20 protein-coding genes are annotated in these 22644 nt (G+C 68.2%); 10 read left to right on the top strand and 10 right to left on the bottom strand.

Annotated features, from left to right (window positions below; translation table 11 throughout):
• The first annotated feature begins 158 nt into the window (after positions 1 to 158).
• The 4 genes from IEY88_RS18345 (at position 159) to IEY88_RS18330 (ending at position 3933) form a co-directional block, all read left to right on the top strand.
• The gene (locus IEY88_RS18345; protein ID WP_229693497.1) at positions 159 to 1574 is read left to right on the top strand and encodes a helix-turn-helix domain-containing protein; all 1416 of its coding nucleotides are present in this window, start codon (positions 159 to 161) and stop codon (positions 1572 to 1574) included.
• A complete protein-coding gene (locus IEY88_RS18340) occupies positions 1574 to 2050 on the top strand; it encodes a hypothetical protein (protein ID WP_189155950.1) in 477 nt (158 codons plus the stop codon). The genes IEY88_RS18345 and IEY88_RS18340 overlap by 1 nt, the downstream gene beginning before the upstream one ends.
• Before the next feature lie 567 nt (positions 2051 to 2617).
• Positions 2618 to 3079, top strand: coding sequence for a hypothetical protein (locus IEY88_RS18335; protein WP_189155949.1), 462 nt, complete (start codon positions 2618 to 2620; stop codon positions 3077 to 3079).
• Complete coding sequence (locus IEY88_RS18330; RefSeq protein WP_189155948.1) at positions 3055 to 3933, top strand: hypothetical protein; 879 nt, start codon at positions 3055 to 3057, stop codon at positions 3931 to 3933. Before IEY88_RS18335 ends, IEY88_RS18330 begins: the two co-directional genes overlap by 25 nt.
• Positions 3934 to 3972: 39 nt before the next feature.
• Here the strand turns inward: IEY88_RS18330 and IEY88_RS18325 are convergent, their stop codons facing one another.
• Entirely contained in the window at positions 3973 to 4164 is a 192-nt protein-coding gene (locus IEY88_RS18325) for a S1 RNA-binding domain-containing protein (RefSeq protein WP_189155947.1), read from the bottom strand.
• 184 nt (positions 4165 to 4348) lie between these two features.
• Here IEY88_RS18325 and IEY88_RS18320 point away from each other — a divergent pair, with 184 nt between their 5' ends.
• Together IEY88_RS18320 and IEY88_RS18315 are read left to right on the top strand one after the other, a co-directional pair.
• Positions 4349 to 5311: a helix-turn-helix transcriptional regulator gene (locus tag IEY88_RS18320; protein WP_189155946.1), complete on the top strand. Its 963-nt coding sequence runs from the start codon at positions 4349 to 4351 to the stop codon at positions 5309 to 5311.
• Complete coding sequence (locus IEY88_RS18315) at positions 5308 to 6225, top strand: sigma-70 family RNA polymerase sigma factor (RefSeq protein WP_189155945.1); 918 nt, start codon at positions 5308 to 5310, stop codon at positions 6223 to 6225. The genes IEY88_RS18320 and IEY88_RS18315 overlap by 4 nt, the downstream gene beginning before the upstream one ends.
• Here the strand turns inward: IEY88_RS18315 and IEY88_RS18310 are convergent.
• Entirely contained in the window at positions 6185 to 7948 is a 1764-nt protein-coding gene (locus IEY88_RS18310) for a LamG-like jellyroll fold domain-containing protein (RefSeq protein WP_189155944.1), read from the bottom strand. The genes IEY88_RS18315 and IEY88_RS18310 overlap by 41 nt on opposite strands.
• A 63-nt stretch (positions 7949 to 8011) precedes the next feature.
• On the opposite strand from IEY88_RS18310, the gene IEY88_RS18305 reads away from it, so the two are divergent.
• Both IEY88_RS18305 and IEY88_RS18300 read left to right on the top strand, forming a co-directional pair.
• Positions 8012 to 8731, top strand: coding sequence for a sulfite exporter TauE/SafE family protein (locus IEY88_RS18305; RefSeq protein WP_189155943.1), 720 nt, complete (start codon positions 8012 to 8014; stop codon positions 8729 to 8731).
• Positions 8728 to 8928 (top strand): hypothetical protein, encoded by a 201-nt coding sequence (locus tag IEY88_RS18300; protein WP_189155942.1) that lies wholly within the window; start codon positions 8728 to 8730, stop codon positions 8926 to 8928. The genes IEY88_RS18305 and IEY88_RS18300 overlap by 4 nt, the downstream gene beginning before the upstream one ends.
• A 12-nt stretch (positions 8929 to 8940) precedes the next feature.
• On the opposite strand, the gene IEY88_RS18295 is transcribed toward IEY88_RS18300, so the two are convergent.
• The 8 genes from IEY88_RS18295 to IEY88_RS18260 form a co-directional block, all read right to left on the bottom strand.
• Positions 8941 to 10518 (bottom strand): alpha/beta hydrolase, encoded by a 1578-nt coding sequence (locus tag IEY88_RS18295; protein WP_229693496.1) that lies wholly within the window; start codon positions 10516 to 10518, stop codon positions 8941 to 8943.
• A gap of 112 nt (positions 10519 to 10630) precedes the next feature.
• The gene (locus IEY88_RS18290) at positions 10631 to 12226 is read right to left on the bottom strand and encodes an alpha/beta fold hydrolase (protein ID WP_189155941.1); all 1596 of its coding nucleotides are present in this window, start codon (positions 12224 to 12226) and stop codon (positions 10631 to 10633) included.
• Positions 12227 to 12289: 63 nt separating this feature from the next.
• Positions 12290 to 13261 carry an L-histidine N(alpha)-methyltransferase gene (gene egtD / locus IEY88_RS18285; protein ID WP_189155940.1) on the bottom strand — a complete coding sequence of 324 codons (972 nt, stop codon included), beginning with the start codon at positions 13259 to 13261 and terminating at the stop codon, positions 12290 to 12292.
• Positions 13258 to 13983 carry an ergothioneine biosynthesis protein EgtC gene (egtC, locus tag IEY88_RS18280; protein WP_189155939.1) on the bottom strand — a complete coding sequence of 242 codons (726 nt, stop codon included), beginning with the start codon at positions 13981 to 13983 and terminating at the stop codon, positions 13258 to 13260. Before egtC ends, egtD begins: the two co-directional genes overlap by 4 nt.
• Positions 13984 to 13987: 4 nt before the next feature.
• Entirely contained in the window at positions 13988 to 15277 is a 1290-nt protein-coding gene (egtB, locus tag IEY88_RS18275) for an ergothioneine biosynthesis protein EgtB (RefSeq protein WP_189155938.1), read from the bottom strand.
• Complete coding sequence (locus IEY88_RS18270) at positions 15274 to 16473, bottom strand: glutamate-cysteine ligase family protein (protein ID WP_189155937.1); 1200 nt, start codon at positions 16471 to 16473, stop codon at positions 15274 to 15276. The genes egtB and IEY88_RS18270 overlap by 4 nt, the downstream gene beginning before the upstream one ends.
• Positions 16474 to 16612: 139 nt before the next feature.
• The gene (locus IEY88_RS18265; RefSeq protein WP_189155936.1) at positions 16613 to 19516 is read right to left on the bottom strand and encodes a PQQ-dependent sugar dehydrogenase; all 2904 of its coding nucleotides are present in this window, start codon (positions 19514 to 19516) and stop codon (positions 16613 to 16615) included.
• A gap of 880 nt (positions 19517 to 20396) precedes the next feature.
• Positions 20397 to 20549: a hypothetical protein gene (locus IEY88_RS18260; protein ID WP_189155935.1), complete on the bottom strand. Its 153-nt coding sequence runs from the start codon at positions 20547 to 20549 to the stop codon at positions 20397 to 20399.
• Positions 20550 to 20703: 154 nt separating this feature from the next.
• On the opposite strand from IEY88_RS18260, the gene IEY88_RS18255 reads away from it, so the two are divergent.
• Entirely contained in the window at positions 20704 to 21297 is a 594-nt protein-coding gene (locus IEY88_RS18255) for a TetR/AcrR family transcriptional regulator (protein ID WP_189155934.1), read from the top strand.
• A gap of 31 nt (positions 21298 to 21328) precedes the next feature.
• Complete coding sequence (locus IEY88_RS18250; RefSeq protein WP_189155933.1) at positions 21329 to 22609, top strand: cytochrome P450; 1281 nt, start codon at positions 21329 to 21331, stop codon at positions 22607 to 22609.
• Positions 22610 to 22644 lie beyond the last annotated feature (35 nt).

Genomic DNA, 22644 nt, shown 5'->3' with positions numbered 1-22644 from the left:
GTGAACGCTCAGTGACGGGGGCGAGGCCGATGGATGCAGCGAGACCCACATCCAGACGCGCTTGCCCGTGCGGGGCGTTCATCGCCGCCGACAACTCCGATCGGCTGTGTCACCGGTGCCGCCGCAACGCTCGTGCGGACGTGCACGGACCACCTGAAGTGCCGAACGACTTCTGGGACCACCCAGCGATCGCGGCGGCGTGCACCGACCGCGACATGGGTGCGCTGATCTCCGCGTACCGGCACCACCCCCAGCACCTGAGCCGGGTCACGCAGGACCGCATGGCGGCGTGGCTCGGGATCAGCCAGGCGCAGCTCTCGCGTTACGAGTCGGGCGAGAACCAGATCGACCGCCTCGACCGGCTGCGCCATTTCGCACAAGTGCTCGGTGTACCGGGCGAACGACTGTGGTTCGACCGAGTCGTCATCCCAGCTCAGGTGGGCCTCCCCGTGGCAGGCCCGCCAGACGTGCTCGCCGCCCCCTGGGAGGCGACGAGCATTGCCCGTTCGGTCGAGGAGACGGCGAGGAGCGACTTGGCGATCAGCAGACGAGCGGCGCTCACCGGAGCCGCCGCGGTGACGGTGGGGTCCGCACTGGTCGAGCCGCTGCAGCGGTGGTTGCACCCCCTGCAGAACCTGTCGAAGTGGTCGTCGCACTCGGCGATCAGCGAGGAGGAGCTCTACGCGTTGCAACGCGTGGCCGACGGCCTGCGCGGCTGGGGCGGCAGGGGCGGCTACGGCCTGGCCCGCAAGGCAGTCCTGGGTCAGCTCGACGAGCTGGCCGAACGCCTGGGCAGGGCCCCGTCCGGCCCGACGACGGAACGCGCGTTCTTCATCGGCGCCGAACTGTCGAAGGTGGCGGCGAGCATGTCGTTCGACGCGGGCCTGCACAACGCGGCGCAGCGCTACTACGTGCTGGCCGTCCGCATGGCCAAGGCCGGCCACAACGACGGCTTCGCGGCCCTCTGCCTGGCCGCCATGGCGAGGCAGATGTTCGACCTGGGCCGCCCGGAGGACGGCCTGGAGCTCGTCCAACTGGGCCAGTACGGCACCCGCCGCACGGGCACACCCACGCTCAAAGCCCTCCTGCTCACCCGCGAGGCCTGGGCCTACGCCCAAATGGGCAAGACCCGCGAGTTCCACCAGGCCGTGGGCATGGCCCAGGACAGCTTCGCGCAACGAGACGCGGACAACGAACCGCGCTACCTGCACAACTTCGACGAGGCCGAACTGGAGGGCGTCATCGGCGCCCGCTGCCGAGACCTCGCCATGCACGACCCGGCCCAGGCCGTCTTCGCCGAACAACACATCCGGCGAGCCCTGGCGCTACGGGACCCGTCCAAGGTGCGCAACCGCGCATTCGACGTGATCGGACTGGCGCGCACCAAAATGGTCGCGGGAGACCCGGAGGCAGCGTGCGGGTTGATCAACGAGGTCCTGCCGACAGCGGCGAAGCTCTCCTCGGGGCGCGTCCTGCGCAAACTGGAGGACTTCGCGAAGGAGGCGGCACGACACCGCCACATCCCCGCCGTGCAGGACACCAGGGACGCGATCAGAGCGATCCGGACAGCCTGATGCGAGTAGGCATCACCGGCCACAGCAACCTGGTCCCAGAATGCATCCCAGCCGTCCAGGCCGCCATCACGGAGGCCCTGACCAAGCTGGACGCCAACCTGGTGGGCGTGACCTGCCTGGCCCCAGGAGCAGACCAGGTCTTCGCCAGAGCAGTCCTCGCACTGGGCGGCGAAGTGGAGGTGGTCCTCCCAGCACTGGACTACCGCGACCGCCTGAAACCACACCAGGTAGCCGACTACGACGAACTACGAGCAGCGGCCACCGTGGTCAGCGTCCTCCCGCACATGTCGAGCGGACGCCTGGCCTACGTGGCAGCGAACGAACGAATGCTCGCCTCGGTAGAGGTCCTCATAGCGGTCTGGGACGGCGTCCCAGCCCAAGGCAAGGGCGGCACAGCAGACGTGGTGGAACAAGCACGCGCCTCCGGCGTACCGATCGAGGTCGTCTGGCCCCCGGAAGCTCGCCGGAAGTCCTAACTCGGTCAGCCCGCGATGCCGCAGGCGAGCCGTCCTCGGTCAGCGATGCCGCAGGCGAGCCGTCCTTCGAATAGGCACTGGGCGGTGGGGTCCCATCACGAGTCGCGCCATAGCACTTGCTGCATGCCTGAGGAGGTGTCAAGCGGACACGCTTTTCGTCCGCTTGACACCTCCTCAGGCATGTGGCCCGCTCTTGGCTCGGCTCGTGATGGGACCCCACCGCCGACGCAACTCACAACTCAACCGGCGGCCGCCCAACGCAACAGGCGTGCCATCTACCTGCGGGCGGCGCGGGCCCCCTGATCAGATTGCCGGGGGTCTGGGGGCAGAGCCCCCAGGGGAAGCACGCAACCGCAAGCTCGCCGCCCGCAACGCAACCACCCGCCAGGCCGCGTACCGCCAGGCCGCGTACCGCAGAGCCCCGTACCGCCAGGCCGCGTACCGCAAGGTGCCCCCGCAGTCGACCGAAGCGACGACTAGTCCGAGCGAGGGAAGTTCGTCGGCAACCGGACCAACTCCCTCCCCAACCCTAGCCCCACCCACCCCGCTTGATCACGATTTCAGGGCATGGCAGCCGATCCGTTCGCTCGCCTGGCCGACCGCCAGCACTCCCTGCGAACAGCCCTCAAAGCCCTCCAATCGGCAAGCCCAGGCACCCAAGACTTCCACACCCTCCTGACCACCACGAACGACGAAGTCGAAGCCGTGATGCAGGCCAGGAGAGACGTGGAAGCAGCCAGGCTGACCACCCCGAACCGAGCGACAGCCGCCGCCACCACAGCAGCAGCCCTGATAGTCGCGGTGGGTTGGTTCGACCCCTGGTCCCTGCTCTCCCTCCTCACCGCAACAGCCACAGCAGCATCAGTCCTGGTAGACCCCACAGGACAAAAAATCTGGGAACCCAGGGCAAGAACAGCAGCGATCACAGCGGCCCTGGCAGCCACCCTCCTGACCCCACTCCTCAACGGCTGGGCAACACTCATCACCGCCGCAGGGATCACCTGGTGGGCCTGGAGGACGCTCAAATGAACATAGACCCGCTCAAGGCCCTGGAAGACAAAACAGAGCGTCTGAAACGAGAGCTCAAATCCCTGGAAACCCGCCTCGACAACACCCAGTCGGAAGCGGCCCAGACCCACCTGACCCACACCAACCAGCTCAAGGACAACACCCGCAAGCTCACCAAGACCAACGACCGAGTAACCGAACTGGCAGAGAGCGTCCACCGCCTGGAACGCCTTCTGGTAGCCCTGAACAGAAAAGTGAGGGCAAGCGAAACCCAGAAGGCCGACTTCGACAACTGGCCGGAGATAGACCAGCCAGACCTGGCCAAGATCCTCAAGGGCCAGGAAGCCTACGCCAGAAGGACTTTCACCCCGCAGGAAGCCAAGGACACCCGCAAGGCCATAGCCGAGTACGACAAACAGGCCGCACAGGCCATCGACGCGGCCGAGGCGCTCACCCACCTCCCGCCGGCAGCAGAAGCGTTGTGGCGCAAGCACTACAAGCAGTGGCGAGCGATCACCCAGCTGAACCGCCCAGACCCACCGGACGACGACACGCACGCCAAGGACACCGTCGCCAAGTCGGCCGGCAACGAGGCCATCAAGCACACGCGATACCGGATCCGCACCCGCATCGAGGACGCGGTGGCGAGGGATCTGCTGTTCCCGGCGTGGTTCGAGAACATGCTCGGACCGGCCGCACCGCCCGGCAAGGCGGACGATTGGCTCTACACAGCAACGGATGTGGTGCTCTACAGGTTGCTGCACGGGGTCACCAGCCCAGCGGACGCGCTCGGGCCGGCACCCCTCGAGGAGGGGCACCGCAAGACCCTGCACGACCGCTTGACCAGCGAGTGCGCGGACTACCGGAGACCGTGACGAAAGCCCGGGCAGGGCGCCTCTGCCCGAGCACTCACGTCACGCCAGCTCCAGGCTGAACCGCTGCTGCTCAGCGTCCACCGCGAGCACCTTCACCTGCACGGAGGCACCGACCTCGGCCTGCTGGCCGTGCAGGAGCCCGTGTGCACCGGCGGGGTGCTCGATGAACGAACCGAAGGGAACGGTCGAGACGACCTTCCCCGAAAAGACATCACCAACGTTGGGAAGCATTGCGCATCACCTCCTCTCCCAGTGCGCGTGTCCAACGAACGAACAGGCGCGGGAGCTGGAGGGGCCCTGATCAAGTCAGGGCCGGGCAACCGTTCCGCTCACGGCACAAGGCCGACCCGGCAGTCATGAGGCAAACCCTAACCACCGCAGGCCGTTGTCCGCAATGGATTCTAGAATCCGACACATGCTGGAGACGTCCGCACGGCTGCTGAAGCTCCTCTCGCTGCTGCAGGTGCGGCGCGACTGGACGGGCCCGGAGCTCGCCGGGCGGCTCAGCGTCGACGTGCGCACGATCCGCCGCGACGTGGACAAGTTGCGCAGCCTCGGTTACCCCGTCACGTCGTTGCCCGGCGCGGCCGGCGGGTACCAGCTCGGGGCGGGCGCGGAACTCCCGCCGCTGCTGCTCGACGACGACGAGGCGGTCGCCGTCGCGGTCGGGCTCAGGACGGCGGCGAACGGGTCGATCGCGGGCATCGAGGAGACGTCGATCCGCGCTCTCACCAAGCTCGAACAGGTGCTGCCGACCAGGTTGCGCCGGCGCGTGCAGGCGCTCCAGATGCACACCACTCCCCTGCCGGCCGCGGGGCCGACCGTCGACCCGGAGACGCTGACGATCATCGCCGCCGCCTGCCGCGACCACCAGCAGCTCCGGTTCACCTACGCCTCGACGCGGGGCGAGCCCTCGAAGCGGCTCGCGGAACCGCAGGGGCTCGTGCACACCGGCCGCCGGTGGTACCTGGTCGCGTGGGACGTGTCCAAAGAGGACTGGCGAACGTTCCGGGTGGACCGCGTCACCGGGGAACCGACCCCGGCCGCACGGTTCACACCCCGCCCGCCACCCGCCGAGTCCCTGGGCGAGTTCGTGTCGAGGCAGATCGCCTCCAACGTCTACACCTACCAGGCCGTGCTCACGATCCACGCACCCATGCAGGCAGTCGCGGAACGCACCACGCCGATGTCCGCCGCCCTGGAACCGATCGACGACAACTCGTGCCTGATGCGCACGGGTGCCGACGCGCTCGAACGGATCGTGTGGCACCTGCTGTTCCTCGGCTTCGAGTTCGACGTGCACGAACCGGAAGAACTCAGGGACTACGTCGAAGTCCTCGTCGGCAGACTCCACAACGCGATTAGAGTGCGGGAGTGACAGTGGACTTCGCGACCGCCGCGGACCCGTTCAGACGGGAGCTTCTCGCACACTGCTACCGGATGCTCGGCTCACTGCACGACGCCGAGGACCTGGTGCAGGAGACGTACCTGCGCGCGTGGAAGTCGTACGACCGGTTCGAGGGCCGCTCGTCGGTGCGCACCTGGCTGTACCGGATCGCCACGAACGCCTGCCTCACCGCGCTCGACGGCCGCACGAGACGCCCGCTGCCGTTCGGGCTCGGCACCCAGGGCAGCACGGAGAGCGACCCGCTCACGCAGGACCACGAGATCCCGTGGCTGGAGCCGTTCCCGACCGATCCCGCCGCGATCGTCACAGAACGCGAGTCCACCCGGCTCGCGTTCGTCGCGGCCCTGCAGCACCTCCCGCCGAGGCAACGCGCGGTGCTCATCCTGCGGGACGTCCTGAAGCTGAGCGCCGCCGAGACCGCCGACGAGCTGGAGATGACGGTCGCGGCCGTGAACAGCGCGCTGCAACGGGCGCACGCGCAGCTCAAGGACCTCACCGAGGACGAGGTCTCCGAACCGGCGGACGCCAAGCCGTTGCTCGACCGGTGGGTGAAAGCCTTCGAGGCCAAGGACGTCCCGGCGATCATCGGCATGTTCGCCGAGGATGTCGTCTGGGAGATGCCGCCGTACCCGCAGTTCTACCGGGGCCCCCAGATGGTCGCGTGGCACCTCACGAACCAGTGCCCTGCCGTCCCGCACGGCGCCAGGATGATCGCGACGGAGGCGAACGGCCAGCCCGCCTTCGGCCTGTACCTCCGGGCCGAGGACGGCGTGTTCCGGCCGTTCAACCTCCAGGTCCTGGAGGTGCGGGACCGGATCACGCGCGTCTCGTCGTTCTTCGACCTCAGTCTGTTCCCGAAGTTCGGGCTGCCTTCGACCGCATGAACTCCGAGCGGTCCAACGCCCGGCCGACGATCCGCATGTCACCGACCCAGCCGTGCAAGGACTTCTCGACGACCTTGTTGTACGCGTAGGCACCGACGAGCCACGGATCACCGGCGGTCGAGATGCCACGCGCGGGCGTGGACGGGTTGCGCAGCAACGGAGACCCGTCCACGTACAACGTCGCGTGCACGCCGTCGTTGACCACGGCGATGTGCCACCACGTCTCGTAGTCCATCTCGTGGCCCCAGTTCGTGGAGATGCCCGGCAGGTTGCGCGGGAACACCGCCCACTGCAGCTGGCCGCCCCCGGCGACGTTCAGCGTCGCGATCGGCTCACTCGGGTCGTCCCCGGTCTTGCCGACGGCCGAACCGGGCGCGAGCTTCGTGAACAGACCGCACCACGGGTGGTTGAACCCTTGGGGCAGCTTGAGGAACACCTCGATCGTGTACCCGCGCTCGAACGTCTCCCTGTTCACCGGCGCCGAGTCCACAGTGGACAGGTAGCCGTCTTTGCCGAAGTACAGCGAACGGTGCGACGGTGCGAGCCGGCTGTGGTCGTCCGAGGCCGTCAGCGAACCGACCTGCCGCAGGTCGTTTCCGTTGCCCGACAGGTCCTTCAGCCCTTCGCCGAGCCGCCAGTACGCGACCGTGCCGCGCACCAGCACGTCGCGGACGGGTTGCGGAGCAGGCAGCACGGGCGGGTCGAACCGGGCGAACCGCTGCTCGAAGTCGATCGGCACGCTGAACCGGTCGGCCGGGCCGGTCAGCTCGGTCTCCTTGCGCTCCAACGGGTTGAGCGACTTCTTCCCGAGCAGCCACGGCGACACGGTGCGCACGTCGACCACCCCGCGGTCCAGGTCGAAGTGGTAGAGCCGGATCATCGCCCCGCCGCCGTAGTAGCGGTCCTGGTAGTTCGTGATGTGCACGTGCACGTCGTTGCCGAACGCATTGGTCATCGTGGCCCGCGCCGGCGGCCAGAAGTGCCCGTTCAACGTCAGGAAGACCTGGTCGTTGTCCTTGATCAGCTCGTTCCACAGCCGACGCCCGTAGTCGGACATCGAAGCGACCCCGTCACCACCGTCGTACACCAGTTCGTGCGTGGTAAGGATGACGGGCAGCCGCGCGTGCTCGGCCAGCACCGAACGCGCCCACTCGAACCCCTTGGCGGACATGCGCCAGTCGAGCGCCAGGACCAGCCACTCCTTGCCACCGGCACGGAAGACGTGGAACGAGTTGTAGCCGTCGGCGCTGGCACCGCGGAACGTCGGCGAGGTGCGGAACCGCTGCGGCCCGAACCTGTCGAGGTACGGCGTGCGGCCGCGCTGGTCGTCCAGGCGCGAGTCCGGCACGTCGTGGTTGCCCGCGAGCACGCTGTACCCGATCCGGCGCCGGTCGAGCACCTCGAAGCGCTCGCTGATGTCGTCGATCTCGCTCTTGCGCGCGTTCTCGACCAGGTCGCCGAGGTGGCTGACGAAGACGATGTTCTCGGACCTCTGGCGGTCGACGAGGTACTGCAGCGTGGCCTTCAACGGCGCGGAGTCGCCGCGGTCGAGGTCGAACATGTACTGCGTGTCCGGGATCACGGCGAGCGTGAACCGCCGCGACTCGCGGTCAGGACGGCCGCCGACAACGTTGTCCGCGGTCGCGGAACCAGGCGTGACCAGGGCGGCAGCGGCAGCGGACGCACCGGTGCCGAGCAGGAAGGAACGGCGGGACGCGGTCATGGCGCGGAGCGTAGGTGCGCTCTGCGAACACCAGGCGAACAACGGTGGATAGCATCGCGAACTATGTCCTGGGGGTTGCTCGCGGCGGCCGGTGCGGTCGTCGCTCTCGGAGGGTTGTTGCAGGGCCTGATCGGCTTCGGCCTGGCCCTGGTCGCCGTCCCGTTGCTCGCGCTGCTGGACCCGTCGCTGCTGCCGGTGCCGGTCCTGATGATCGCCGCCGCGCACGCGTCGCTGTCGCTCGCACGCGAGTTCGCCCACGTCGACTGGCGCGGCGTCGGCTGGGCGATGCTCGGCCGCCTGCCCGGCACCGTCGTCGGCATCCTGATCGTCGACGCGCTCGACCCGAAGGGCTTCGGCCTCGTGGTCGGCGGCTCGGTGCTGGCGTGCGTGCTCCTCTCGATCACGGCCTGGCGCCCGCAGCCCGAGCCGAAGTCGCTGGTCACGGCCGGGTTCGCGAGCGGCTCGTTCGGCACGGCGACGGCGGTGGGCGGCCCGATGGTCGCGCTGCTCTACCAGAACCAGGCGGGACCACAGGTCAGGGCGACGCTCGGGGCGTTCTTCGTGCTGGGCTCCGGCGCGTCGATCATCGGCCTGACCGCCAGCGGCAACGTGACGGCGCACCAGTTGTGGAGCGGGGTGCTGCTGATCCCGTTCCTGGTCGCCGGGTTCCTGCTTTCAGGGCCGTTGCGCAAGAAGTTCGACGCCGGGGGCATCCGGACGCCCATGCTGGTCGTCTCGGGAGCGAGCGCTGTCGTGCTGATCGTGAGGAGTGCGCTGCTGTGACGTGGTTCTGGGCGTCACTGCTGGCACTGGCCGACCGCTACTCGATGTGGCCCCTGCTGGTCACCATCGTCGCGATCGCCGCACTCGGCCTCGGAATCCTCGCTCTCACGAAGAAGAACGGCGTCGACGCGGCCATCGCCCTGGTTTCCCTGGCCGTGGCCCCGCCGACGCCGTTCCTCAGTGCGGGGTGTCGCTGATGAGCCCGGTGATCAGGCGAACGGCTGAACGTTCGGCTGGAACACCTGTCCATCAGCCGGTGCGACCAGGTCCACCAGGTACTTCGCGACGGCGGCGTCCGTACCCGCCGACCGGCCGAGGATGCAGTGGCCGAACGCGTCGACGCTGATCAGGCGTGCGTTGCCGAGCTGCTTGGCCATGCGCTGCGAGAACAGGTACTGCGTCGCCGGGTCGTAGTAGTTGCCCACCACGACGATCGGGTTCTTGGTGCGCTTGTTCCACGGGCCGATCCAGCGATCGGGGTTGCGGGCGGGCCACGTCGCACAGGTCAGCAGGTCCGCCGCGGCCTGGTAGCGGCCGAACGTCGGCGACTCCTTCTCCCACTTCGCCGCCGTGGAAGCCCAGTTGCGGGTGGTGCGGGCGAACGGCTTGTCGATGCAGTTGACGCCGAAGTACGAGTCGTCCGCGGTGTACGGGGTGTCCGGCAGCGGGTCGACGTCCATGCGGCCACCGGCGTTGTTCAGCGGCGCGGCGAGCTCCACAGTGGACTGGACGCTCATCGTCGCCGCGGACGGGTTCAGCGCGTTGTGAACGCTCTGCAGCCACGCGGCCAGCGGCGCGATCCGGGCGATCGAGTACAGGTCACCGGCGACGCGGCCGACGACGTCGGACAGCGTGACCTTCGTGCCGTCCGGCAACGTCGCCGGCCCCTTGGCCAGGGCGGCCTTCAGAGCCTCGAACTTGCCGCGAGCGTTACCGGCGAACGCGCACTTCGTCGCGCCGACTGAGTCGCAGCGCTTCAGCATCGCGTCGAGAGCGATCTCGAAGCCACGAGCGCGCTCACGGTCGTACTGCGCGCCATCGGTGAGGCGCAGCCTCGGGTCGACGTTGCCATCGATCACCATCGCGCGCGTCTTGGCAGGGAAGATGTTCGCGTAGGTGGCGCCGAGCAACGTGCCGTAGGAGAAGCCGACGAAGTTGAGCTGCTTGTCCCCCACGGCTTCGCGCATGACGTCGAGGTCACGGGCGACCGCCTCGGTCGACATGTGGTTGAGCAGCGGACCGGCGTTGATCTTGCAGTAGTCCGTGTAGGCCTTGGACTGGCGGATCGTGCTGGAGATCTCGTCGCGGGTGGTCGGCAACGAGTACCAGCCGTCGTTGACCGCGTCCGCCTCCTCCTGGGTGCGGAAGCACCGCATCGGGGCGCTGCGGGCGACGCCACGCGGATCGAAGCCGATGACGTCGAACCGGTCCAGCACGGCGGGCTGGAAGTAGTTCTTCGAGACGGCGCCGCGGATCAGGCCGGAACCGCCGGGGCCACCGGGGTTGAGGAAGATCGAACCGATCTTGCGCGAGGGGTCGTTCGCCGGGCGCTTCATCATGGCGATGCCGGTCTTCTCCCCGCGCGGGCGCGAGTGGTCGACGGGCACCTCCTGGACGGCGCAGGTGAGCTTGGCGCGCTCCTCGGGCGTCACGGACGCGGGGAGGGTGGCGAGAACGTCCGCCGCGCACTGCCCCCAGGCAGCGGGTCTGACAGAGGTCTCGGCCTGGGCGGAGGACACGCCCAGGCCGGAAGCGATGGTGCCGAGCACGAGCGCGGTCGCGAGCACGACACGCACTGGAGATGATGACGTCACGGATGCACCCCATCACCGACCGTGCACCGTTTGTACCCGCCTATCGTCGGGTTGTGTCCCGACGACAGGCGGGCCCTGCCGAGGATCAGAACGGTTGAGCGTTCGGCTGGAAGACCTGGCCGTCGGCCGGCGCCACCAGGTCGACGAGGTAACGGGTCACCGCCGCGTCGGCACCGGCCGAGTCACCGAGGATGCAGTGACCGAACGCGTCGACGCTGATCAGCCGCGCGTTGCCGAGCTGCTTGGCCATGCGCTGCGAGAACAGGTACTGCGTCGCCGGGTCGTAGTAGTTGCCCACCACGACGATCGGGTTCTTGGTCCGCTTGTTCCACGGCCCGATCCAGCGGTCCGGGTGGCGCGCCGGCCAGGTCGGGCAGGTGAGCAGGTCGGACGCGGCCTGGTAGCGGCCGAACGTCCTCGACTCCCTCTCCCACTTCTCGGCCGTCTGGGCCCAGTTGCGGTTCGAGCGCGCGAACGGTTTGTCGGTGCAGTTGACGGCGTAGTACGAGTCGTCGCTGGTGTACGGCGTCTCCGGCAGCACCCGCACGTCGGCCTTGCCACCCAGGTTGTTGAGCATCGGAACGTCCACAACGGACTGCACTGCCAGCGCGGCCGAGGGGTTCTGCACGGCGTGGATCGACTGCAGCCACGCGGTGAGCGCCTTGAACGTCGTCGGGCTGTACAGGTTGCTCGCCGTGCGGCCGACGAGACCGGTCAACGTGACGACGACGCCACCGGGCAGCGTGGTCGGCGCCTTGCGCAGCGACTCGCGGATGTCGTCGAACTTCTTGCGCGCACCACCGGCGAACGCACACCGCTCGACACCGACGGTGTCACACCGCTTAAGCATGGCGTCGAGGGCGATCTCGAAGCCACGAGCGCGTTCACGGTCGTACTGCGCGCCATCGGTCAGGCGCAGCCGCGGGTCGACGTTGCCGTCCAGCACCAGAGCGCGCGACTTCGACGGGAAGATGTTCGCGTAGGTGGCGCCGAGCAGCGTGCCGTACGAGAAGCCGACGTACGTGAGCTGCCTGTCCCCCACGGCTTCGCGCATCACGTCGAGGTCACGGGCGACCGCTTCCGTCGACATGTGGTTCAGCAGCGGACCGGCGTTGATCCCGCAGTAGTCCGTGTAGACCTTGGACTGCCGGATCGAGCTGGCGATCTCGTCGCGCGTGATCGGCAACGCGTACCAGCCGTCGTTGACCGCGTCCGCTTCTTCCTGGGTGCGGAAGCAGCGCAGCGGCGCGCTGCGGCCGACACCGCGCGGGTCGAAGCCGATGAGGTCGAACTTCTCGAGGATCTCCGGTGTGAAGAAGCTGGAGCCGTACGCGCTGTAGATCAGGCCGGCGCCACCGGGACCGCCGGGGTTGATGAACAGCGAGCCGATCTTCTTCGCCGGGTCGCCGGCGGGGCGTTTCATCATGACGATGCCGGTCGAGTCCCCGCGCGGCCGCGAGTGGTCGACGGGCACGGCCTGGACCGCACAGCTGACCTTCGTGCGTTCGGCGGCGGGGATCTCGGCGAGCACGTCGGCCGCGCACGGTCCCCAGGCGGCGGGTCTGGCGGCGGAGGTGGCTTCGGGCTGGGCTGACGCGCTGCCCAGGCCGGTGATGACGGTGCCGAGCGCGAGCGCACTGACGAGCGCCACGCGCACGGCACGCGTTGATGCAGGAGTCATCGAGCCAGCCCACCACCGAAGGTGGGCCGCCAGTACCCGCCTATCGTCGGGTTGTGACCTGGATTACACCGCTTGGGCTAGCGAGACCGCGAACCGGCCCTCGGCGTCGGTCCACCAGCGGTGCAGCGAAAATCCCGCGTCCTCCAGTTCGCTCTTCACGCCCTCCTCGCGGAACTTGGCCGACACCTCGGTCCTCAGTTCCTCGCCCTCGCGGAACTCCACCGTGAGGCCGAGCTCGGCGAGCGTCACGGTCATCGCCCGCTTCGCCCGCAGTCGCATCTCGATCCACTCCTGCTCGGCGTTCCACAACGCCACGTGCTCGAACGCGTCGACGTCGAAGTTGCCGCCGACCTCGCGGTTCAGCACGTTCAGCACGTTGCGGTTGAACTCCGCCGTGACGCCCTGCGCGTCGTCGTACGCACGCACCAGCGTGCCCGGATCCTTGACCAGATCCGTGCCGAGCAGCAGCCACTCCCCCGGCTCCAGCACGTCCCGGACCGTGCGCAGGAACTTCTCCCGCTCCTCCGGGATCAGGTTGCCGATCGTGCCGCCCAGGAACGCGACCAGGCGCGGCGACTCACCCGGCAGCAACGACAGGTGCTGCGTGAAGTCGCCGACCACACCGTGCACCCGCAACCCCGGGTAGTCCGCCATGATCGCGTGCGCGGCCTCGGTCAGAGCGGACACCGACACGTCCTGCGGCACGAACTCCTGCAGCGTGCCGTGTTCCCTGAGAGCACTGAGCAGCAGCCGCGTCTTCTCCGACGAGCCGGAACCCAGCTCCACCAGCGAATGCGCGCCCGTCGCCGCCGCGATCTCGCCCGCGCGTTCCGCGAGCACCTCCCGTTCGGCACGGGTCGGGTAGTACTCGGGCAACCTCGTGATGTCCTCGAACAACGCGCTGCCGACGGCGTCGTAGAACCACTTCGGCGAGACCCACTTGGGGTTCGCGGTCAGTCCGGCCCGCACGTCGGCACGTAGCGCGTGTGCGGCGTCCTCCGGAGTGAGATGAACGTCCAGCACCGGCTCGGTCATAGTGGTCGAACCTCCACAGTGGATGGAACGGCGGTGATCACGTGCCGGTCGGGGATCTCCCGCCAGCCCGGGTCGTCGTCGAGCGGTTCGGACGCAAGTGTCACGCCCTCGCCTCGTTGAAGCACCCACAGGGCGTGTGTCCACGTCGTCCCTACGAGCACTTCTCCGTTGGTGAGCAAGAAGTTCAGGCGTGACTTCGGAGCCGCGTCCGCGACCTCTTGCACGAGTTCAACAAGCGTCTGGGCCGGGTTCTTCCCGGTCTCCAAACGACGTCTGAGGACCGTCCACAACAGCGCGGAGTCGGTCGGCGCGTCCATCGTGAGCAGGTCGGTCACGTCGAGGGTCTTCGCCAGCTCCGCGACGCTGTGCGGCCAGCCGTCGACGCGTCCGTTGTGGCTGAACAACCACGTGCCGTCGGTGAACGGCGCGCAGGCGGCATCGCTCACCGGCATGCCCGTGGTCGCCGAGCGGACCGCCGCGAGGAACGCCGCGGACTCCGTGCCCGCCAGCTGACGCAGGTTCGGGTCGCTCCACAACGTGCCCGCCCGCCGGTACCGCACCGGGCCGGGGAACCAGCCGACGCCGTAGCCGTCGACGTTCACGGTTCCGCCGGCCCGCATGTCGCCGGGAGCGTACGACTGGTGCTCCAGCGAGTGCGGTGCGTCGTAGAGCAGGCTCGCGATGGGCATGGCTCTGCCCAGGTAAGCCAGATGGCGGCACATCGGCCTAGGCGTCCCTGGCGCAGCGGAAGCCGGCGAAGATCTGCCGTCTGATCGGGTAGTCCCAGTTGCGGAACGTCGCACGGACCGCGGACTTGTCCGTGCCGAACGAGCCTCCGCGCAGCACCTTGTAGTCCGGCCCGAAGAAGACCTCGGAGTACTCCTTGTACGGGAACACCTCGAAGCCCGGGTACGGCCCGAAGTCGCTCGACGTCCACTCCCACACGTCGCCGATCAGCTGGTGCACCCCGGCAGGAGACGCCCCCGCCGGGTAGGCGCCGACCGGGGCCGGGCGCAGGTGGCGCTGGCCGAGGTTCGCGTGCTCCTCGCTCGGGTCCTCTTCGCCCCACGGGTAACGGCGGGTCCGGCCGGTCGCGGTGTCGAAGCGGGCCGCCTTCTCCCACTCGGCCTCGGTGGGCAGGCGTTTGCCGGCCCACGTCGCGTAGGCCTGGGCCTCGTGGAAGCACACGTGCACCACGGGCTCGTCCGGCACGATCGGCTCGACCACGCCGAACGCGTTGCGCACGAACGAGTTCTCCTCGCGCTGCCAGAACCGGGGCGCGACCAGCTTGGCCGTCGTCCGGTGCTCCCAGCCCTCCTCCGTCCACAGTCGACGGTCGTCGTACCCGCCGGCCAGGATGAACTGGGCGTACTCGCCGTTCGTGACCGGCGTCGTGTCGATGAAGAACGAGTCGACGTGCACGGCGTGCGCGGGCCGTTCGTTGTCCAGCGCCCACGGCTCGTCCGAAGCGCCCATTTCGAACGGTCCGCCCGGAATGAACACTTCGGTTGTCGGCACAAGGCTTCCCGGCGGCGGCGCGGGCGCGTGCAGCACCGGTTCGCCCGTGCGCAGCTGGTGCGTCGCGAGCATCGTCTCGTCGTGCTGCTGCTCGTGCTGCACGATCATGCCGAACGCGAACGCGTTCTCGACGAGCCGGCGGCCTTCCAGCGGCACCTTCTCCAGCACGTCGAACACCTTGCCGCGCACGTCCCCGACGTACTGCCGGGTCTCGCGCGGGTTCAGCAGCGGCAACTCGGGCCGCACGCTGCGCGAGAACTTGAACGCGTCGTAGTACTCGTCGATGTCGCTGCGCACCGGTTCACGTCCGCCGACGTCGCGGACCAGCCACAGCTCTTCCTGGTTGCCGATGTGCGCCAGGTCCCAGACCAGCGGCGACATCAGTTTGGAGTGCTGCCGGACGAGGTCGTGCTCGTCGACGGCGTCGGTCAGGGCGGTGGAACGCGCGCGCGAGCGCAACAGCTCCCCCGCCACCTGCTCGCGGAGTTCTTCGGTCACAGCTTCCCCTCAAGCTCCCGGCTGATGGTGCTGATCTGGTCGTGGGAGAGGCCGGTGCGAGGCAACGCCTCGATGCCCAGCGCCACGACGTCTTTCGCGGCACGCGCGATGCGTTCGTCCGCCAACCCGTGCCGTGCGGCCACCAGCCACCGCCCGGCAGCCCGTTCCGTCGCCGCCAGCACACCGTCCACAACGGACGGATCGCTGAACAGCGCGACGAGCAGCGCACTCGGCGCGATCCACCCGCCCGGCGCGGGTGTGTCGAGATATCTGACCTCCATGTACCCGCGCGGCCGGACCGGCGGGAACATCAACGACATGTGGTAGTCGAGGTCGTCGCTGGTAGGAGCACGATCGTGTGCCCCGTCGACCCACTCCGCGAACGTGAAGCGGCGCTCCGGGATCCAGTTGGAACTCGGACCGCGCACGACGATCACGGGTGTGTCGACGACTCTGCGCGCGTAGGCCTGGGCCGGATCGGCACACACGGCACTGGGTCTGGTGCGCACGGGATCGCAGCCGTACAGGGAGCGCATGCGGGCGGACTCCCAGCCCTGGTGCATGCCACCGATGCTCGGCGAGTTCGCGAACAACGCGATCATCACCGGCCCGAGCTGGTGCACGGCCGCCCATCTGTCCTGCAGGTGCTTGGCCTCACCTAAGTCGAGGCACACCTGCAGCCCCGCGGTGTTGCACATCATCGAGATGCCGTCGTCGCCGAGCGCGCCGAACGCGTGCTCCATCGCGGCGTACCGGGGCACCTGCAGCAGACGCGTGGGACGGCGGTGCGGGTCGGCACCCTTGTCGCCGAGCACGAGGCCGTGCTCGGCCAGCATGGCGGTGAGCTGGGAGATGTCCTGGGAGACCGTCCGGAAGAGGTCCGGGAGGCTGGTGCAGGGAGAAGTGGAGATCTCGACCTGCCCGCCGGGTTCGACGGTCAGCGGGGTGCCGCTGGGAAGCGGCCGCTGGGGGCTGTCCGGTACTAGCGTGGGTGGTGCGTGCTCGCCGAGCGCTGTGGCGAGCCGGTGTCGATCGAGGATTTCCGCAGGGTCTTCGGCGTGGTGGACGGTCCACTCGAGCTCCACGCCGAACAGCCTCGGAGGCCCGTGCTTGAAACAGACCGAGGCCACATAAGCCTCGGCCTCGGCGCGATCGGCGAACCTCGCCGGCGCCGGTTGATTACGCAACGCAGTCACGCTGCCACACTCCCCGTGATCGTCTGGCCCGTTCGACGCTACACGCGGGGTCTGACACTCGCAGCCCTCAAATCCTTACGAAACAAGTGGAGTGCCCGTGTGCACGCGTGCACACGGGCACCTGTCTCACCAGGTGGAGCTACGTCCTGGCATTCGAACGGCCGCGCAGCACCGTGTTGGCGGTTGACGCGTTCTTGATGGCCGTCTCGATCTGCGCCATCGACGACCCGGAGGTGATTCCCGGAACCGTCGCGGTGTTCAACGCGTACAACGTGAACGTGTACGGGTTGGTCGATCCACCTGGGCACGGCCCGAAGTACTTCAAAGCATTGGCGCCCGACTCCATCGCCTTCTGCTTCGCCCCGCCCTGGCCCGGCACGCTGAACCCGGACCCGAGGTTCTCCGGCAAAGACCGCGAAGCACCCGGAGTGTCCCAGATCGCCCAATGCAGCTTGTTGCCGTTGTTCACGCGGTCCGCGAACACGATCGCGTAGGCGGCGGCCCCGGCGGACTCACCCCACGCGAACGGCGGCGACGGGTCCTGCCCGGCGGCACCGTCACCGGCGCAGGTGTGCTTGGCCGGGATCATCGCGTCGTCTGCAAAAGCTGTGGAGGAGAGCTTAAAAGCGCTGCCGCCCTCGTAGACGATGTCGATGTGCAGGATCCGGTCGTTGCCCGCAGACCCGTCCTTGTCGGTCGTGGTCGTCAGCCAGATGTCGCCCTCGGCGTCCACCTCGACCGTCCGCAGGCGGCTGTAGGTGCCCTGGAAGTAGATCTGCTGGTCGACGAGGTTGCCGCCCGCGTCGATGCGCATGCGGTAGATGCGCTGGCCGACGGTGGTGGCGACGAAGACGTAGTCGTTGATGATCGTCAGGCCCGAGGGTGAGGCCTGCGAGGTCGACCAGGTCTTCTTCGGCGCAACGGTGCCGGCGCAGCTGCCGATCGTGCCCTCGCAGGGCTCCCAGCCGTAGTTGCCGCCCTTCGTGATCAGGTTGACCTCGTCCTGCTGCGAGTTGCCGAACTCCGAGGCCCAGAGGCGGCCCTGCGAGTCGAAGTCGAGACCCTGCACGTTGCGGTGGCCGTAGCTCCAGATCGCCTTGCCGGGGAACGGGTTGTCGGACGGGATGGAGCCGTCCGCGTTGAGGCGCAGGATCTTGCCGGCGTTGGTGTTGAGGTTCTGCGCGTTGTTGCCGTTCTGCGCGTCACCGGTCGAGATGAACAGGTGCCGGCCGTCCGGGCTGAACCGCAGGCGCCCGCCGTTGTGGTACCGGTTCTTCGGCACACCGTCGAGCAACGTCGTCCAGCCGGAGAGCCCCGTGCCGTCGAACTGGGCCCTGACCAGCCGGTTCCCGTTCGCATAGGTGTGGTAGACGTAGACGAACCGGTCGCTGGCGAAGGTGCGCGACACCTCGATGCCGAGCGCGCCGCCCTCACCGTTCGTGCCGACCGCACCCGGAACCTTGCCGACGACGGTCTTGGCACCGGCCTCGGTCACCCGCAGCACGGTGAACGTCTCGCGCTCGGTGACCAGCGCCGAACCGTCGGGCAGGAACGCGAGCCCCCACGCCACATCGACGCCGGACGCGATCTGCTTGACCGTGCCGGGGTTCGGCACCCCGGTACCACCACCCGCGACCGGTTTCACGGAGATCTCGTTCGAGAACGCCGAGAGGTTGCCCGCCGCGTCCTTCGCCCGCACCTTCACCGCGTACGTCTGCCCGGTGACCAGTCCGGCGACGGTCGCGCTCGTGGCGGAGCCGTCCGCGGTCTGCTTCAGCGCGCCGTCGAAGTGGATCTCGTACCCGGTGACCGCCACGTTGTCGCTCGAAGCACCCCACGCGATGGAGACGCTGGCCGAGGTGGCGCCGGTCGACCGCAGCGTGCCGGGCGTGGTGGGCGCCTGGTTGTCCACGGGCGCGGGCTTGGTGCGGCCCGGCACGTTGTTCGAGGCCTGCGAGACGTTGCCCGCGCGGTCCTTCGCGAACACCGTCCAGTCGTACTCGACGTCAGCACGCAGCCCGGTCGCCGTCGCCTCCAGCACGTTGCCGACACTCGTGACGAGCTGTCCGTGCTGGTAGATGTCGTAACCGGTGACGCCCACGTTGTCGGTGGCCGCCTCCCACTTCAACGTCACGGAGTTGTGCGTGGAGCTGACGAACTGCAGGTTGCGCGGCGGCGTCGGCGCCTCGTCGTCCGGCGGCCCGACCAGCACCGCGGTCAGCTTGTCCGCGTTCGGACCACCGTTCGCAGTGGTCGCGGTCGCCTTGATCCGGTTCGCACCGGCGTGCAGCACGACCTTGAGGGTCCGCGTCTGCCACGTCGTCCAGGCCCCCGTGCCGGGGAACGAGACGGTCTGCGCGCCGACACCGTCCACGGTCACCGAGACGGGCCGGTCGGCCGTCGTCCCGTTGGCGTAGCGGAACGTCAGGTCGTGCTCACCACCGGACTCGGCGTTGATGACGTACTCGACCGACGAGCCGATGACGTTGTCGTAGTTCACGAACCCGCGACCGGAGAACCCGGCCCAGTTCGACTCCACGACCCCTTGGCTGATGTTCGCGTCCTCGGCTTCCTGCTCCAGGGCCGGGACCGACGCGATCTCCTCGACCTCCAGGTAGTCGAGGTTGGGACCACCAGTGGCACCGGTGGACGTGACCTTGATCTTGTTCGAACCCGCGTTCAGGCTCACCGTGTTCTCGACCGACACCCACGTCGCCCACGCACCGGTACCGGCGAACACGCGCTCATCAACGGCAAGCGCACCGTTGACGCTCACGTCGGCCGACCGGTTGTCCGCGGACCCGTTGGCGTAGCGGAAAACCAGCTTCGCCTGCCCCGCCTTCGCCGCGGTGACGGTGAACTCGACCGACGACCCCACGACGTTGTCGACGTTGACGAACCCGGCCCCGGAGAACCCGGCGTGGTTCGACTCCACCACGCCTTGGCTGATGGTCGCGTTCTCCGCTTCGTACCGCACCGGCGCCGCGAGGGCCGACGCCGGTACCGACATCACCGCGACGGCTGTCGCGCAGGCAACACCCATCACGCCGAACGCGCGAAACGCCCGGCTTCTACTCGGTGCCACTGTTGTGCCTCCCACAAGACGGGTAGGGGGATCACGACGGAGCGGCGGCGGATTCATTTAGACAAGAAACTTTCCTGACTGTCGCGAAAATCACACCACCACGCGGACGCTGAGTCAACCCCGTCTCGAATGGGTTGGAAAGCGCTTACCGGGAACCCGGCACCGATCCCGGTCCCCTGGTTAGGGCAGTGACGTGGGGCTGGGCGGGTGCGCTTGGGCAGCCGGATCGGGCGGGTGCGCTCGGGCAGCAGGGCTGGGCGGGTGCGCACAGGCAGCGGGACCAGACGGGTGCGCACGGGCAGCGGGTCCGGGCAGGTGCGCACAGGCAGCGGGGCTGGGCGGGTGCGCTCGGGCAGCGGGGCTGGGCGAGTGGACTGGCAGCGGGTGGGGCTGGCAGCAGGCAGCAGGGCTGGGCGGATGCGCGCTCCCGCCCACGGTGCCAACCGCACTCGCCAGCGCAAGGGAACCACGCACGCAAGCCCGGCGCGCGGTGCCAACCGGTAAGCCAGCAATGCAAGCCGCCCATCTACGAGTCCTGGCGTGGCGATGCGAAGCGAGCCGTGTGAACCTCGTGCACCCTGGTTCCGGTGAGCGCCTCGAATGGCGATTGGGGCTTTACCTTGAGGGGGCGGGATGCCACCCTCACGGGCACGGCCGGGCGCTTTTCAGCCCGGCCTTTTTCCGGCCGTCACGCATCCCGCCAGAGGCTCAAGGTCAAGCCCCAATCGCAGCCCCTTGATCCGTCATGACCCGCCGGACCACCCTCGCAAGGCAACCGTGCCCCAGGTACGCGACCAACCCCGCTGGAACGCGACAACCAGCCAACGCAACAGCACCATCAACGTTCCCGATGCTCCGCCAACGCCGAGATCAAATCCGAAACCCTCCGACTCACCAACAAATCCACCACATGCACACCCGTGGACTCACGCCGCCGCCACCCCAGCCGCTCAACGACCGCCGACAGCTTGACGATCTCCCGCGTGTCCATGCCGCCAAACGATATGGCCAAGACCCCACCCCCACCCGCAGCCCCGCCCGATGATCCACACGAAAGGGATCACGGTCGAAGATCACACAGATGGACCTGTCCAATCCGTACGTACGGATTGGATTTCCCACCGGCTCCCTGCGACCATCTACCGGTGCCCAGGGTGAGCCAGGACCACCTCGACGCCCGCCGCCGTCAGATCCTCGACGGTGCGCGTGCCTGTTTCGCGCGACACGGCTACGAGGGTGCCACGGTACGCCGTCTGGAAGAGGCCACGAGCCTCTCTCGCGGTGCGATTTTCCACCACTTCCGCGACAAGGAGTCGCTCTTCCTCGCTCTCGCCGAGGACGATGCGCTCCGGATGGCGGACGTGGTCGCCGAGCAGGGTCTCGTCCAGGTCATGCGCGATCTTCTCGACGAGCCGGAGAAGCGGACCGAGGAGCACGCCGCCGACTGGCTCGGCACGCGCCTCGAAGTCTCCCGCCGCCTCCGCACCGACCCCGACTTCCGGGCGCGGTGGGCCGAGCGCAGCGAGCAGCTCACGGCCGCGACCCGGCAGCGTCTCATCCGTCAGCGCGAGGCTGGGAACCTGCGTGACGACGTCGACGTGACGGTGCTGACCAACTTCCTCGAACTGGTCCTCGAGGGTCTCGTCTCGCACCTCGCGATGGGGTTGCCGGCCGACGACATGGAGCCGGTACTCGATCTGGTGGAAGAAACCGTGCGGCGACACCGTCGCAGCTCTTGAGAGTTCGAAGCTCAAACCTCAATGTGGACACATGTCCACGCTGAAGACCGCCGCCCAGTTCTTCGCGCTGCGCACGCTCGTTCGCGGCTATGCACTCATGGGTGACCCGTACGCGGGCGTCATGGCCTCGCCGGCGCACCGCGACCCGTACGCGATGTACGAGAAGGTGCGCGCGAAGGGCGACATGGTGCGCAGCCGCATGGGCGCGTACGTCACGCCGAGCCGCGAGATCTGCGACTCGGTGCTGCGGGACAACAGGTTCGTCACCGCGACCTTCGACGAGGCGTCGATGGTGCCGATCACGCTGGTCAAGGACGGCGAGAAGATCGTCAACCCGGTGCAGGACTCGTTCCTGATGAAGAACCCGCCGGACCACACGCGCCTTCGCAAGCTCGTCCAGCCGTTCTTCACGCCGCGGGCGCTCAAGGACCGCACCGCGTCCATCCAGAAGATCGTGACCGACCACCTCGACCGGCTCGGTGACAGGTTCGACGTCGTCAGCGAGTTCGCGTCGCAGGTGCCGATCCAGGTCATCGCGGACCTGCTCGGGGTGCCGGACGAGAACAAGGACCTGTTCGCGCGCTGGGGAAGCTCGCTGGCCGAGACGCTCGACGGCGTGTGGTCGCACCAGCAGCTGAAGGACCTGCACGCCACGATCATCGAGTACAACGACTTCATCGACGTGCTGATCGACGAACGCCGCCGCAACCCCCAGGACGACATCGTCAGCCACCTCGTCCAGGAGCACCACGACCTCAGCCGCGAGGATCTCGTTGCCACCACGGGGTTGTTGCTCTTCGCGGGCTTCGAGACGACGGTCAACCTGATCAGCAACGGCGTGCTGAAGGCGTTCGAGAACCCGCACACGATCGCGCCGCTGTCCCAGAGCCCCGAGTACGCCGAGGGGTTCGTCGAGGAGGTGCTGCGGCTCGACCCGCCCGTGCAGTACACGATCCGCTGGCCCAAGGAACGCCTCGAACTCGCCGGGGTGAGTCTGCCGAAGGGCATGCCGGTCATGCTGATGCTGGCGGCGGCGAACCGCGATCCGCGCGTCTTCGACAACCCGCTGGTGTTCGACCCGACGCGGTCCAACGCGCGTGAGCACCTCGCGTTCAGCGCGGGCATCCACTACTGCATCGGCGCGGGACTGAGCCGCATCGAGGGCACGCTGGCGTTGCACGAGCTCTTCAAGCGCTTCCCCAACCTCGCGGCGGACGGCCCGGTGACGCGTCGCAAGTCCAAGCTCATCCGCGGCGCGTTGCGACTTCCGGTACGAGCCGGCGAAACCGAACGGTCACTCGCAGTGAACTAATGCTGACCTGGGGCGAATTTTGTTGCGACGAGTGC

Source organism: Lentzea pudingi, from assembly GCF_014646255.1.
GTDB lineage: Bacteria > Actinomycetota > Actinomycetes > Mycobacteriales > Pseudonocardiaceae > Lentzea > Lentzea pudingi.
This window is presented reverse-complemented; position numbering and strand designations above follow the sequence as displayed.